At 38.9% G+C, this 15400-nt stretch carries 8 protein-coding genes; 3 read left to right on the top strand and 5 right to left on the bottom strand.

The window, feature by feature from the left end; translation table 11 throughout:
* Positions 1–80: 80 nt before the first annotated feature.
* The 3 genes from VB740_RS21260 to VB740_RS21250 are packed head-to-tail and all read right to left on the bottom strand — an operon-like array spanning position 81 to position 3653.
* A complete protein-coding gene (locus VB740_RS21260) occupies positions 81–1130 on the bottom strand; it encodes a sensor histidine kinase (protein WP_323201902.1) in 1050 nt (349 codons plus the stop codon).
* A gap of 6 nt (positions 1131–1136) precedes the next feature.
* Positions 1137–2291, bottom strand: a complete 1155-nt coding sequence (locus tag VB740_RS21255) for an FIST signal transduction protein (protein WP_323201901.1) — start codon at positions 2289–2291, stop codon at positions 1137–1139.
* 42 nt (positions 2292–2333) lie between these two features.
* Positions 2334–3653 carry a response regulator gene (locus VB740_RS21250; RefSeq protein ID WP_323201900.1) on the bottom strand — a complete coding sequence of 440 codons (1320 nt, stop codon included), beginning with the start codon at positions 3651–3653 and terminating at the stop codon, positions 2334–2336.
* A 718-nt stretch (positions 3654–4371) separates the two neighbouring features.
* Between VB740_RS21250 and VB740_RS21245 the strand changes: the two genes are divergently transcribed.
* Both VB740_RS21245 and VB740_RS21240 read left to right on the top strand, forming a co-directional pair.
* A complete protein-coding gene (locus VB740_RS21245) occupies positions 4372–5406 on the top strand; it encodes a terpene synthase family protein (RefSeq protein ID WP_323201899.1) in 1035 nt (344 codons plus the stop codon).
* Positions 5407–5567: 161 nt separating this feature from the next.
* Complete coding sequence (locus VB740_RS21240) at positions 5568–6959, top strand: cytochrome P450 (RefSeq protein WP_323201942.1); 1392 nt, start codon at positions 5568–5570, stop codon at positions 6957–6959.
* Positions 6960–7057: 98 nt separating this feature from the next.
* Here the strand turns inward: VB740_RS21240 and VB740_RS21235 are convergent, their stop codons facing one another.
* Complete coding sequence (locus VB740_RS21235; RefSeq protein ID WP_323201898.1) at positions 7058–12724, bottom strand: AAA family ATPase; 5667 nt, start codon at positions 12722–12724, stop codon at positions 7058–7060.
* Between the two features lie 582 nt (positions 12725–13306).
* A complete protein-coding gene (locus VB740_RS21230; RefSeq protein ID WP_323201941.1) occupies positions 13307–13960 on the bottom strand; it encodes a response regulator in 654 nt (217 codons plus the stop codon).
* A 392-nt stretch (positions 13961–14352) separates the two neighbouring features.
* Here VB740_RS21230 and lipA point away from each other — a divergent pair, with 392 nt between their 5' ends.
* The gene (lipA, locus tag VB740_RS21225) at positions 14353–15273 is read left to right on the top strand and encodes a lipoyl synthase (protein ID WP_323201940.1); all 921 of its coding nucleotides are present in this window, start codon (positions 14353–14355) and stop codon (positions 15271–15273) included.
* The last annotated feature ends 127 nt before the right edge of the window (positions 15274–15400 follow it).

Below are 15400 nucleotides of genomic sequence, written 5' to 3'. Positions count from 1 at the left end.
CAACCAAACTTTGTACTAAAATACATGCCTGTTTGCTAATTAGCAGACAGGCATCTCTTTTAACTTAACTTGAGTTGCTTTTATTTCTCATGAATGGGAATGGTGATTATAAACTCAGAACCTTTTCCTAACACAGAATTTACTTTCAAAGTTCCTTTATGTCTTTGGACAATTATTTGATAGGCGATTGATAATCCTAATCCTGTTCCTTTGCCCACAGGTTTGGTTGTGAATAAGTGGTCAAACATTTTTTGCTGAACATCAGCCGATATTCCCACACCATTATCTTGAATCCGAATCGTTGCGTGATTTGTATCTTTAGTTAGACCAGTACGAATTGTAATTTGGTTAGTATTTTCCTTAATTTGATCAAAACTCAGCCCAAAGTTGGACTCCTCTAAAGCATCAATGGCATTTGCCAATAAATTCATAAATACCTGATTCAGTTGTCCTGGAAAGCATTCTAGTAAAGGGAACTCGCCGTAATCTTGAACTACTTGAATCGCAGGACGAATCTTATTTGCTTTCAGGCGGTGCTTGAGAATAAGGAGAGTGTTGTTAATACATTCATGAAGGTCAAAGAAAACTTTTTGTTCGGTATCCGCTCTAGAGAAAGTTCGTAAGCTGTTGCTAATATTACAAATGCGATCTGTACCTTCTTTCATCGAGGAAATCAGTTTAGGTAGATCCTCGCGCATATATTCCAGGTCAATTACTTGGATTGTTTCTTGAATTTCCTGAGATGCTTTGGGATAAGTCTGCTGATAAAGATTAATGAGATGTAATAAATTCTCAATATACTCTTGAGCCGGAGTCAGATTACCTGCTATAAAACCAACTGGATTGTTAATTTCATGAGCTACATCTGCAACAAGACTTCCCAAGGTAGACATCTTATTTTGCATTATTTGAAGATTAAGAAGCATCATTTCTAGTTCATGGCTTCTTTGTTGCAAGTTGTTTTGATATTCCTTTAATTCATCAATTACTGTCCTAAGCAAACATTCTTTTTTTTTATTTATATCTTCAAGCTTTATTCGATCTGACTCAGAACGTTCCAATTGCTTTTGGATAATTCTATTTTCTTTTTTTAGTTTTTTAATTTCTTGTTGATAATCCACAATTTCCATTAGCTTTTACCGATTTCCCAAAATTAAAGTTACAAAAGTTTCATTGTGAAATTGTGTCTGGCTAGTTGGATTTATAGGAGCAATCTCTCCATTAGAATAAAATCCACAAGCAGGTAAATAGTCAAGAAGGCAAAGTTTCGTATTCTGGTACTCTTCTTGCGCCCTAGTACCAAGTATTTGCCGACGAGCTACACATGAAAAGAACAAAACAGCACTTGGCTCTGCACCTGGATAATTATCTAAGGCATTCATGAATGATGCTTTGGAAGCTGCTAAAATATCTTCATGACATGCTTCTGAAATTTGAATAAATGCTTGCTCAGGAATATCTCCAAAAAAAGTTATGCTACCAGATTCCTGATTGTAAGCAATAGGTGCTCTTATATAAAAACTTTCTCTATTTTGATCATCAAAGACTGCTAGCGGATATTCCATTGAAGGGGGAAGCAAACCTAAATAATGGTGATAAAAATCTAAAGCTGGCTTACCATCTATTTCATAAACTATGTTCTTATCTACCTTAGTCACTTTGCTTATTTGGCCGATGGGATGCCAACCACTTGCAACACCGTGGGAAAACAATATTGTCCCAGAAAAAAGCAGAATTGGTACAGAATCACTTAATACTTCTGTTTGAAAAAATTGATATGTATTTTGATATCTGGACTGATCGGCTGCCAAACCACCGAATATCGGCACATGTTGACCAAGAGCTAGCTTTAAGCCATTCAATATAGATACACCACTAGTTGTGAGGCTCTCTGGGTGAGTTAAACATAGCTTTGGGGCTGCGGTACTTTTTGATTTTGCTTGCTCTACAGCTTGCTTAGTTGCAGTAATTGAATCACCTGAAACTTGGCGTCCAACTCCTGCATGAATTTCAACTTCATCTGAGCAAAATAACATTAAGGTGATTGAGTCCTGCTGAAAATCTAAGACTGAAGAAATTTCTCCATCTGTTGTTCCACCAATCAACTCAATCCCCGGAAAAGCCTGATGAATTTGCTGCAAAATGAGAGAATGTTCAAAATCAATTGCAGCAAAAAGAATTCCAGCTTTTGGTATATCTCCTGCAAGAAAACTAACACATTGCTGAATAACTTCTTCAACTGCTGATAGAGAATCTGGATCGTTACTGTGCCCTACTACTGCCTTAAACATAAATTTATTTATATAAAGAATTATTTTTTATACGATTTTTAATTAAATAGGAAGCTTAATGATAAATTCTGAACCTTGTCCGGGTGCTGAATTTACCTCAAGAGTTCCTCCATGTTTTTCGACAACAATTTGACGGGCAATTGATAATCCTAATCCTGTACCTTGACCCACAGGCTTGGTGGTGAATAAATAATCAAAGATTTTTTGCTGCACATCAGCCGACATTCCCACCCCATTATCTTTAATGCAAATCAAAATCTGATTTCTGTTTTCAGTGAGGCTAGTCTGAATTAAAACTTGATTGGGATTTGCTTCAATTTCAATATAAGTGCGTCCTATATTAGACTCTTCTAAAGCATCAATAGCATTAGCTAATAAATTCATAAATACCTGATTTAGTTGTCCGATAAAACATTCTAATTCTGGTAAATTATCGTAATCTCTAATTACCTGAATATCGGGACGATCCTCGGATGCTTTTAAGCGGTGTTTGAGAATCATAATTGTACTATCGATGCCATCATGAATGTTGCAAGAAACTTTGCGATCGCTATCTGCGCGAGAAAAAATTCTCAAACTAGTACTAATGTTACGAATGCGCTGAACGCCCTGTTTCATTGAGAAAATTAAATCAGGAAGATCGGCAAGCATATACTTCAAATCTATTGCTGCAATTTCCTCTTGAATCTCTTGAACCGGATTGGGATAATGCTGCTGATAGAGGTTAATGATGTTAACCATATCTTGGAAATATGCCGAAGCGTGTCCGAGATTGCCATGAATAAAACCAACTGGATTATTAATTTCATGAGCCACTCCTGCTACTAATTGACCAAGGGCAGACATTTTTTCTGTCTGTACAAGCTGAAGTTGAGACTCTTGTAGGTCTTTTAATGCTCTAGACAATGCTACTGTCCTTTCTTCAACTCGTTTTTCTAAAGTCTTGGTGAGGTTTCGTAATTCAAGATGGGTTTTAATTCTAGCTAATAATTCTTCTTCATGAAAAGGCTTAGTAATGTAATCAACTGCACCTATATTTAGACCTTTTACCTTACTATCAGTATCAGAATTGGCTGTCATGAAAATTACTGGTATATCACAAGTAGCTGAATTCCCTTTCAGCCTTTTGCAGGTTTCAAATCCGTCTATTCCCGGCATCATGACATCTAATAAAATTAAATCCGGTAATATATATTCAGCCTGTTTAACTGCCCTTTCTCCATCACTTTCTGTAGTAACGTTAAAGCCTACATTAGTTAATATTTCTAAGACAATTTCTAAATTAGTAGTAGTATCATCAACTACTAAAATTAAACTATCTTCTGCTACATAATGCATTTGTATCTCTGGCTTATAATTCATGTACTTAACTTAATTTGACTCCTTGTTAGTTGTTCACTATTAGCCCTGCGATCGCAGCTAAGTCACCTCTATTTTGTTGGCAGAGTGATTGACAAATTCCTCGTCTGACAATCCTATAGTTCCCAAAAACTCTGATAACAGCAACATTCTCACACTAATTTTTTGTATGCGTAGGCGTAGCCCGCACTTCTCTACGAGAGGCTGCGCCCTAAGCGTAGCTATGCCGCAGGCTTTACGACAAAGCTCAGTGACCACCGCAGGCATCGCCCCAGCTTATACTTTTACTAAAGTTGAACATCCCCTCTCGTCAAGGCGATCGCTCTGAAATTAGCCATTATTACCCTTGCCTTTTTATAAAATTAGCGCTAAGTAGAAAAATATTTTTGATGCCCTAAATTAATTTTTTCAATTAGTCAACAGTGTTTATCAGGAGCCTACTTAAATATAATATTCTCTGATAAAAATTTTATAAAAAAAATATAATTCCAGATAATTACGGTTATTTTTTTTAAAAAAACATTGAACAATATTGAATAAGTTTGGAAATATTCATATAGATTTACACATTCCTAACAGTGACCTAAATATGATTTACACACTGCATAAATATGTGTTAATCCAGCGAGTCTTTTGCAAAAAATTTTCATAGTCTCTGTGTAAGTCTATTGAGTTCATTTTCCTATAAATCATGTTTGTTACTGATAATTAAGATATTTCTATGAAGGAACTACTTTCCTCTGATTTATACTGTCCCTTTTCATCTCACATCAATAAGTATGTTGATGTTTTAGAAGAGTGTTCTCTTGAATGGGTAACTCGCTTTAAGCTACTGGCAAATGAATCAGTTTATCGACGTTTCACCAAGTCAAATTTTTTCAAGCTAGTAGCAGGTGCTTATCCTTACTGCAATCTGGAAAAAATAAATATTGCCAGTGACTTGTTCAGTTGGTTGTTTATTTGGGACGACCAATGCGATATGTCAGATTTAGGCCAACAACCTGAAGCACTCAAGCTTTTTCACAAGAGATTTATTGAAGTATTAAACGGAGCAGAACTTACAAGCAACGATATACAACTTAGCTATGCTTTACGTGATTTACGACTACGGATGCTCCAAAAAGTGAGCATAAAATGGTTCCATCACTTTGTTTGTAGCTTTGAGGAATACTTCGCCGGATGTGTACAAGAAGCAAGTAACCGTGCACAGGAGATTATACCGGATATTGATACTTATATCAGAATACGGAACTTAAGTTCAGCAGGGGATCTCACCGTAGTACTGATTGAATTTTGTGATCAATTACTGATTCCTGATATTGTACGACAGCATGACATTTTCAAAAAAATTAAGGAGAAGACAATTAACATTCTTGCCTGGTGTAATGATATCTTCTCGTATTCTAGAGAAATGGCAAGTGGTGATGTTCACAATCTAGTTTTAGTATTGTACTATCAACAGCAACTGCCTCTAGAAGTAGCGATTAAGCGTGCAGTAGAAATCCATGATCAAGAGGTACGAGAACTGATCAACTTAGAAGTATCTCTGCCATCTTTTGGAGAAGAAGTAGATATTGAACTTGCAAAGTATATATCAGGAATGTATGCCTGGATACGTGGCAATCTTGATTGGTACTTTAATTCTGATCGCTACCAAACTATAGAAAGACTGGAGTTAATAGAAATTTTGGAGTTAGATAAATCTCAAAGCAATATGCAAGCACTTTCAAACATGAAAGTTCTACTACCATCCTAAGTAAAAAATATACCATTTCAGTGGCTATTTGCGATGATGCCCCCAACAACTTTTTTCACAATGGTGGTTGGGGGCATCTAGAATCTTACTGCTTTAAAGTTAATCAATATTACTTCAGATCCAACATATAAAAGTAACCAAATTTTAGTATGAAAAATCAAATACAACTACCTAATCTACTCAAAACCCCCTCCTTACTCCAAAAAATCCAGTGGGTTATAAACCCTGTTAGATTTATGGAAAATGCAGATCAACAATATCCCGACATTTTTACTGCTGAGGGAATTGGTTTTGGGGACAACGTGGTTTTTGTAAACCATCCCCAAGCAATCAAGGAAATTTTAACAAACGATAAAAAGAAGTTTTTTGCTGTTGCAGAAGCTAACAGAATTGCAAAACCCTTAGTAGGAGAATATTCAGTCTTTTTGCTAGAGGGTGATCTTCATAAACAGCGGCGACAATTAGTGATGCCTGCTTTTCATGGAGAGCAAATGCAAGGCTACGGTCAGCGGATTTGCAGTCTCACCGAAAAAGCTTTGAGTCAGTTACCACTAGAGCAGCCCTTCTTGGCGCGTAATTTAACACAGGAAATTTCATTGCAAATTATTTTACAAGTTATCTTCGGCTTGCATGAGGTAGAAAAACTCCAAAAATTTAATCATCTATTGCTACAAATGTTGAATCTTTTTCAGTCACCGCTCACTTCTAGTGTGTTCTTTTTCTCATTTTTGCAAAAAGATTTAGGAACTTGGAGTCCTTGGGGAAAATTTCTGCGCGATCGTGAACAAGTTGATATATTGATCTACGCTGAAATTAACGAACGTAGGCAGCAACCCGATACAAAACGCGTTGATATCCTATCCATGCTGATGTCAGCAAGGGATGATGCTGGCCAACCCATGACTGATCAAGAGTTACGCGATCATTTGATAACCCTGATAATTGCCGGTTATGAAACTACAGCATCAGCAATAGCTTGGGGATTATACTGGATTCACCAAAAGCCCCTAGTTCGTGAAAAGCTGCTTCAGGAACTTGATACCCTTGGTGATTTCCCAGATCCAATGAGCATTTATCGACTGCCGTACCTCACAGCTGTCTGTAATGAAACTTTGCGAATCCATCCTGTTCTTATGTTCTCGCTTCCCAGGGTAGTACAAGAACCTGTTGAACTCTTGGGACATCCTTTACAGCCTGGGACTTTACTGCTTCCCAGTATTTATCTTGTTCATCAGCGAGAGGATTTATATCCTCAGCCCAAGCAATTTAAACCAGAGCGCTTTGTTGAAAGCAAATTCTCTCACTATGAATTTCTGCCCTTTGGTGGTGGTGTCCGTCGTTGTATTGGCGAGGCTTTGGCTCTATTTCAAATGAAGCTAGTATTAGCAACCGTCTTGTCGCGCTATCAGTTAGCACTAGTTGATCGGCAGCCAGAGCGGCCTCAGCGTCGAGGTTTTACCCTTGCACCTGCTAATGGAGTCAAAATGGTAATTACAGGACAGAGTGCGCGTGAAAAGCCTCTAGTGAATATGACAACTACATCCGTTTTTTAGTAATCTCTCAGAACTATTTTAATAAAAATTATAAATCCAGTTTTTTACAAAAACTGGATTTATAGCACTCTTAAATTTGGGCTTGACAGATTACTAATCTAGCCGTCTAACTGTTGCATCGGTATCTCAATAGTAAACTCGGTCCCCTCTCCTGGTCTAGAATCACAGGTTAAACTACCTTTGTGTTTGTCCACGACAATCTGATAGCTAATCGATAACCCTAAACCAGTGCCACTTCCTACTGACTTGGTGGTAAAAAATGGGTCAAATATTTTCTGCTGTACCGCTTTTGACATACCAGAACCGTTATCAGCAATCCGAATTATCGCTGTATTAGAATCTGTTAGTTCAGTAAAGATGTGAATTTTTCCTACCCTATAAGAAGCCGATGACACTTCTATGTCCTTTGTTATTTGTTCTTTGTCATTTACCAATGATGTATAACCACTGATAAATGACTCTTCTAAAGCATCGATCGCATTACTCAAGATATTCATAAACACCTGATTGAGTTGACCAGGGTAACAAATAACTTCCGGTAATTTTCCGTATTCTTTGATGACTTCAATTTCAGGACAATTGCTCTTTTCTTTAAGTCGGTGCTGCAAAATCATTAAGGTATTGTCTATGCCTTCATGAACATCTACAGGCTTCATCTCAGATTCATCTAGGCGAGAAAAGTTGCGTAAGCCCAAAACAATATTCCGGATACGCGAACTCCCCACTTTCATGGAATCTAGAATCTTTGGCAAGTCTTCTGCTAGAAAATCTATATCAATCTCCTCAGCTTTATCCTTAATTAAAGGCGAGGGACGAGGATATTCCTGCTGATAAACAGCTACCAAATCCAGCAAGTCTTTAACATACTCACTAGCATGGCTAATATTGCCATGAATAAAGTTAATAGGATTATTGATTTCATGGGCAATTCCCGCCACCATTTGTCCCAAAGAAGACATTTTTTCACTTTGAATCAATTGGATCTGGGTACGTTGCAATTCCTGTAGGGTTTGTTGTAAGCAGCTATTTTTGTCGTTGAGTTCCTGCGTTCTTTCCTGGACTTTGTTCTCTAGCGTATGGTTGTATTCCTCTAAGCTTTCTTTAGCTTGTGCCAGATTTTTGTAGAGGATAGCATTCTCTAGAGATATTGCTGCTTGAGTGGTAACTAGTTTGAGGACTTCTACGCGATCGCGTGTAAATGCTCCGGTTGTCAGATTATTTTCTAGATAAAGAATCCCAATTAATTTACCTTGATTTATAAGAGGTATCGACAACAAGCTCTTAGGTTCTTCACTAAGAATGTAGCTATCACTTGCTAGAAAAGAAACAGCCTTTGCATCGTCAATAACCAAGATGTCTCTGGAGCGTTTAACGTAGTTAATTAAAGTAATAGGAACATCGTAGCTTGACTCAAGGCTAGTTGATGGAAACTCAGTGTAGGTATGCTCAAAATATGAACTTGAACAAACAGCTGTGACAGTTAATGCTAAGTTATCAGCTTCGCTCAAAATTAAAGCACATTTAGATGCTCCTGCATTCTCCATAACAACTTCCATCAAAGTAGAAAGCAGCCGCTCAAGCTCTATTTCCCCAGAGAGTGCTTGAGATGCTTTAATGAATGCGGCTAAATCCAGTGAGTCAGAAATACTTGTCTTCGAGCCAATAACAGTTTGTTGATTACTCAGGGTAGATAAAGATGATATAGATATGTTATTGAAAGAAGTGCTTTCATCGCTGGGATGGATACTTAGTTTTTCTTGCTGGAATATAGGAGTGAGTAATTGGGGATAGCGTTTTGCTAAATCGTCAACTTTGGCTTTAGCTCCCCAATTTACGTATCCATAGTAGGCATCAACTAAGTAGGTTTGGGCAATTTTTTGCTTGTCCCATTTTAGATAAAATTTAGCTGCAAGTTCTTGAGCTAAAGCTACTTCATTCTTATAGTCATGTTCTTGAGCTAGGGAGATAGCACGATCGTATTCTTCCATTGCTTCAAGATAGTTCCCTTTAACTCGATGCCTCTCTGCCTCCACCAAATAAAATTTATGCCAATTATTCATTGGAGCTTGATATGCCCAATATTGCATCTTTTCCTGATTAGCTTGCACCTTATCGAGAATGCACTTTTGCTCTGAATCAGGTGCGTCAGTGTATACCGCCAGTTTCGCCAGAGAATCGTAAAAATAGAAAAAAGGAACAACCAGTTGTCCTGTACCACTATCTAAATACTTTTCTGCCAGGGTGGCATTTTCAGCTGCTTGAGCGAACTGCTGAAACAAGTAGCATAAATGTAGTTTGTGGAAATATAGATATAAAAGTCCGATTCCATCCTTAGCTTCCAAGTGAAGCGGCAGCATTTTTTCTTCATCATAGGCTTCACCAATTAAACGACAAGGATCTTCTACAACACCGAGTAAATTTAAGACACTTTGTTGATAAATGCAATTCCAGTTATACGCTCTTTCTTGCTTGATTTGATTGAGAGCATTGCTGTAGCTTGCTATCTCACGTTCCAACCCTGTCAGTTCTCTACCTATGGAATAACAACTGAAGCAATAAAACTGAAGAGCTAAGGCTGCAAATTCTAAATCTCCTGTTTCCATTGCCAGAGAGTAAGCCTCCAGTACAGAATTTAATGTTTCCTTTGGATGCTCCTTCCAATGGCGGATACCTGCATGAAATACCTGCATGATTTTTGCTGCAACTTCTTTAGAATTGTACTTAGCCACTAAATTTAAGGCCAGTTTCCCAAAATCATAGCCAGACTGAATATCTCCCTTTTCGCTACAGAGGATCGTTCCGTAAAGAACGTATGCAAAGGCAGACAAGGGAGCATTGCCATATTTGAGCGATAAATTGATTTGTTTAAGAACAATCAGTGGAAAAAGTTCAGGAGTGACTGCATAGGCGAAAAAAAGTGCATTGGATAGAATCCGCATTACTACCAATGTTTGTTCTGCCGTCATTTCTGGCAGGTCAATTAAATCTTCAATACGCTTTCCATTTAAATTTGATGTTAATTCAGCGATCGCTAGCTGAATATCTGACTGGCTGGGCTTTTCAGGCAACTCAACTTCCAACAACTTTAGAACACTTAATGCAGTCCTGACAGATTCTAGTGCTTGGTTCTGCGCCCCATAGGCTTTAATTTTGACTTCATAAACTTTTACTTTATCCAGCAGTGTTTTCGCTCGTGCCAACACTACCTCTACTAATTGCTCCATTTGCCTAAAATCGCCAGCTAGATACGCCCCCTCTGCTGCTGCCTCATACAAAGCTAGGATTAGATTATATTTAGTCTCCCAACTATCATCTGCCAGCAGTTGGATGCCGGTAGTTAAATACTTCACCGCAGATGGATAAGCTGTTGATGCTAAAGCTTTACGTCCAGCAATTAGATTCATCTGGGCTAGTTCATCTCGTTTAGCTTGAGGGGAGATGAATTCTATTGCGACATTAAACTGATTGACAAGCTCAAAAATCTTTTCTTCCTGCTCTGCAACCGGAATATTGTTCAATAACAGCAGCCCAATTTTTAAGTGAATTGGTTTTTTTTGTTCTTCAGGAATCAAAAAATACGCGGCTTGCTGCACTCGGTCATGTACGAATTTATATTTAGGTAACTGTAAATTAGAACTTAGAAATTGTGTAGATTCTATTCCATGCTGATTAGTATTATCTTTAGAAAAAATATTATAATTTTCTGTTTGTGGTAAAACTAGCCCATCAAGCAACGCTTGCCACAAATCTGATGCTGTATCTACTACAGATTTTTCATTGACGATCGCAAGAGTTTTTAAGTCAAACTGATTCCCAATACAGGCAGCAAGTTTCATAACTTTTTGGGTATTTATTGGCAACTTCTCTATTTGAAGTGCGATAAATTCTACTACATCATCTGTAAGAGCTAATTCTTTTATTTTTGAAATATCATACTGCCAATGTCCAACATCAAAGTTTAATGATATTAGCCCGTCATCGTGTAAAGATTTAAGGAATTTAACGGAAAAGAAGGGGTTGCCTTTAGTTTTGGCAAATACCATCTGAGTGAGAGGAACAGCAACTAATTCGGGGCAATTAAGGCTATCAGCAATTAGATAATTTAAATCACCCTGATTTAATGGTGCTAGGGTGATCGTATTAATAGTTGCTCCTAATTTTTGAATCTCCTTTAGTGTTAAATAAAGCGGATGTGCCTTGGAAACTTCATTATCTCGATAGGAACCAATTAATAATAAACCTCCCTTTGGTTCACGCACCTCTTCTATTTCTTCTGAAATAGAAGACAATGTATTTTCACACATTAATAACTGAATTAATTTCAAAGATGCCGTATCTGCCCATTGCAAGTCATCTAGAAAGATCACCAAGGGATGTTCTTTTTTTGTAAAGATTTGGATGAATTTTTGAAACAATAAATTGAAACGATTTTGGGCAGCACTGCCAGAGAGTTCTGTAACCGGAGGTTGCTTGCCAATAATCTGTTCTAGTTCAGGAATTACATCAGTAATCACCTGAGCTTGTGTGCCAAATTCCCGCAGAATTTTGGCTTTCCATTGTTGAATTTGAGCATCAGTTTCTGAGAGTAATTGCCCGATTAAGTCCCGAAAAGCTTGCACCAATCCTGATAAGGGAATATCACGTTGAAACTGGTCAAATTTTCCTTTGATAAAATAACTACGCTGCCGCACAATAGGTTTATGCACTTCATTGACCACAGCAGTTTTGCCAATGCCAGAGAAACCCGCGACTAAGATCATTTCTGTTGTCCCTTCTGTCACACGCTTGAAAGCAGCGAGTAGGGTTTCAACTTCACTTTGGCGACCATAGAGTTTTTCAGGAATTACGAAACGGTCTGAGATGTCCCGATCGCCTAGTTTAAAGGGTAAAATATTTCCTGTTGCTTGCCACTGGCTTTGGCACACCTCCAAGTCATGCTTTAACCCCAAAGCACTCTGATAGCGGTCTTCGGCATTTTTTGCCATCAGTTTGCTGATAATGTCAGACAAAATTAGCGGAATACTCGAGTTAATCCGACTGGCTTGTAGCGGTTGCTTGGCAATGTGAGAGTAAACTAACTCCATCGGATCTTTAGTTGTGAAGGGTAACTGTCCGGTGAGGAGTTGAAAGAAGGTGACACCAAGAGAATAAAAATCAGTCCGATAGTCGATACCTCGGTTCATTCTTCCAGTTTGTTCTGGGGAAATGTAACCTAGGGTGCCTTCTAAGATGTTAGGATTCGTAACAAATTGAATTTCTCTCGGTAGCAGGGTAGCAATACTAAAATCGATGAGTTTTATTTCATTCGTGGTAGGGTTTATCAGGATGTTGGCAGGCTTGATGTCTTTGTGAATGATGCGATCGCGATGCAGTCCATCAAGGATAGAAGCAATTTTAATGGCAATGTGGAAAAACTCATCTAGGGAAAACCTGTTTTCATCCTTCGCCTTTTCCTCTAGCCGCCACTCTTGGAGAGAAATGCCGCCAAAATCTTCCATCACTAGGACGTAGCTGTTACGGCAGCTTTCTAAGCTATAGGTTTTGATTATCCCAGGAAGATCGAGGTTTTTGGTGATGATGTATTGATTGCGAAACTGGGCGATTTCCGCGAAGGTAGGATATTCATTCCGCATCAATTTGAGAACGACTGATTTTTGGTCTTGTTCTCTAATGCCCCGATAAACTAAGGTTTTACTGCCTGAGTAGATTTGCTCAGTGAGGCGATAGCCAGGAAACGCATATAATGTATCTAATACTACTGACATTGCAGACTATGCTCATAATTCTTCTTTCTATGACTTAGTATTCCCGTGCGAAGACTATCGTTATCATGAAATAATAATTTTTTGTTTAATATGTATTTAAAAATATAATTTTTTACTAAATATCTTAACTTGAACTATGTAATTCTGGAAAAAGTCAATTTTCATATAAAGGCATAGCTTGCCAAACCCACTCTTAGTAAAGCAAATTTCCCTGCTAAATATTTGCTCTTGTTGCTTTTTATTTGTGAAGTAGCTATCAAGTTGGGTTTTTAATATAGCAGACCAAACAACAAAAAAGCCTGCCGTTCTCCTTAGCTTAAGAGCAAACTGTGGCAGGTTTAGTGTGTTTGGGACTGCTTTGCTAGACTGTCAACCTCTTCTTTTGTGAAGACATTGCGCGATCAGGAAATTCAAAATTCAAAATTCATAGAGACGCGGATAATTGCTAGTTATTTTTCTAGTTTTTGAATTTTGTTGTCAACATAGGTTTTTTGAACTAACTATTTTTACCCGCTTTTAATCGGACACCCGTTATTAGAAACAAGGTATTTTTGGCTGCGATAATAATAATGAGCACAAATGCTACTTGATTTTTTGTTTAATAAAGGTCACAACCTGAGTTAACTGTTTCTTCAAGCCATCGATTTCAGCTTGCATTTTGACAATTTTCTCATTCAATGCATCAATTTCTGCGTTGGAAGCTCCTCCGGTGCTAGGAGTTGCGTTGCTTGCCGCCGTAGGCATCGCAGTATTTGTAACACTAGGGGCTGCTGCTGTAGTATTAGCTACACCAAGGGTTGCAACTGTGCCATTTTTGACGGCAACTGCTGCTCCTACTGTTACTAGTTCTGGGCGTGGTTGTTTCGCCTTGGCCATAGCTAACTTAATCGCGCCAATTAGTTGCTTCTGATCAAAAGGCTTGCCCAGAAATTCAAAGTATTCAAAGGGTTCTGTAATTTTCTCAGTCACCTCTTCCTTGCGACCAGACATGATCACCAAAGGAATTTTCCTTAACTCCGGATCGGCTTGAACTTTCTGGAAAACCTCCCAGCCACTCATTTTAGGCAACAGAAAATCCAGCATAATTAGGCTGAGTTTTTCCTGAAGAATAAAATTTAGTCCTTCCAAACCGTCTTTTGCTTCCAGTACCTCAAAATTGCCCGGAGGCAACATTTCTCGTACTTTTACCCTGACAACTGTAGTGTCATCGATAACTAAAATCTTGTTGCTTGCCACGACTGTTTGCTCTAACAGAAACTTTAAGTGTAAATAGCGGCTTTGCCGATTGTCATTGAGAATTCCCCCACTATATACAAAATTTCTATGAATTGGGGGATAGTATATTTCGGTATAAATGACATTGATAGAGGTGTTTTGCAAAACTTTTGCTTGCGCTCTTTTCAATTTGTGTCATGGTGATATTTAAGGCTTTAGCGTTGTTCTAATGCATAAGGCAATACAGTTCAGTTAAAAAAATAATCTGTTGAGGGAGGCAGGGGGAGAGAAAAATGCTTATTGGGGCATAAGGAACATGGTGACTTCATTAAGAGCATCCCCGTGTCTATTCTTATCTATCATTTGTTAATTGACAGACCATTACTCTATATCCGCATCTTGCTTGGATGTCTATGATTTCGTCAGAACAAGCCAAACTAAAGTCTGAAATTACGGCAATGCCTCGCTGGTTACGTCGTCCTATTGGCAAAGCCAGTGAAATCTCTACTGTACAACGTATTATTAAGCAGCGCCAAATTCACACGATTTGCGAAGAAGGGCGCTGTCCCAACCGGGGGGAATGCTATGCCCAAAAAACTGCAACTTTCTTACTAATGGGGCCTACTTGCACACGCTCTTGTGCTTTCTGTCAAGTAGATAAAGGTCATGCACCGATGCCTCTTGATTTAGAGGAACCCCAAAAGGTAGCACAGGCAGTGCAGCTTTTGGGATTGCGCTATGTGGTGCTGACTTCTGTAGCCCGTGATGACTTGCCTGATCAGGGCGCAGGTCACTTTGTGGAGACGATCGCAACTATCCGCCAGTTGAACCCAGAGACTCAAATTGAAGTGCTGACACCAGATTTTTGGGGTGGTGCTGGTATTGGGGAGTCAGGTCAACGCCAACGAATAGCGCTGATTGTAAAAGCCAAACCTGCTTGTTTTAATCACAATATTGAGACAGTGCGACGGTTAACTGGGCCAGTGCGCCGGGGAGCCAAATACGATCGCTCCCTTTCGGTACTAGCTATGGTCAAAGAAATCGATCCGACAATTCCCACCAAATCAGGTTTGATGCTAGGACATGGAGAAACACATGATGAAGTCGTTGAGGCAATGGCTGATCTCAGGGCTGTAGGGTGCGATCGCTTGACTATCGGGCAGTATATGCGTCCTTCTTTAGAACATCTGCCAGTCCAAAAATATTGGACTCCAGAGGAATTCGAGCAACTCGGCAGATTAGCATGGGAAATGGGATTCAACCATGTTCGTTCTGGGCCTCTGGTTCGTAGTTCCTATCATGCTGGAGAGGAGGGAGTGGGGAGTGGGGGGTAGGGAGTAGGGGATGAGGGGGATGAGGGAGCAGGGGAGGCAGGGGGAGCAAGGGAAGAAATAACTAATGCTCCATCCCCATTCCCCATTCCCCATTCCCCATTCCCCATTCCCCATTCCCCATTCCCCA

This window comes from Nostoc sp. UHCC 0251, from assembly GCF_034932245.1.
In the GTDB taxonomy this organism is placed as follows: domain Bacteria; phylum Cyanobacteriota; class Cyanobacteriia; order Cyanobacteriales; family Nostocaceae; genus Nostoc.
The sequence above is the reverse complement of the archived record's forward strand: the minus strand, read 5'-3'. Positions and strand labels throughout refer to the sequence as shown.

What these genes read in the sequence shown, in the direction of transcription:
- VB740_RS21260 (WP_323201902.1), bottom strand. Translation starts at nt 1,130, where the DNA reads ATGGAAATTGTGGATTATCAACAAGAAATTAAAAAACTAAAAAAAGAA.
- VB740_RS21255 (WP_323201901.1), bottom strand. Translation starts at nt 2,291, where the DNA reads ATGTTTAAGGCAGTAGTAGGGCACAGTAACGATCCAGATTCTCTATCA.
- VB740_RS21250 (WP_323201900.1), bottom strand. Translation starts at nt 3,653, where the DNA reads ATGAATTATAAGCCAGAGATACAAATGCATTATGTAGCAGAAGATAGT.
- VB740_RS21245 (WP_323201899.1), top strand. Translation starts at nt 4,372, where the DNA reads ATGAAGGAACTACTTTCCTCTGATTTATACTGTCCCTTTTCATCTCAC.
- VB740_RS21235 (WP_323201898.1), bottom strand. Translation starts at nt 12,724, where the DNA reads ATGTCAGTAGTATTAGATACATTATATGCGTTTCCTGGCTATCGCCTC.
- lipA (WP_323201940.1), top strand. Translation starts at nt 14,353, where the DNA reads ATGATTTCGTCAGAACAAGCCAAACTAAAGTCTGAAATTACGGCAATG.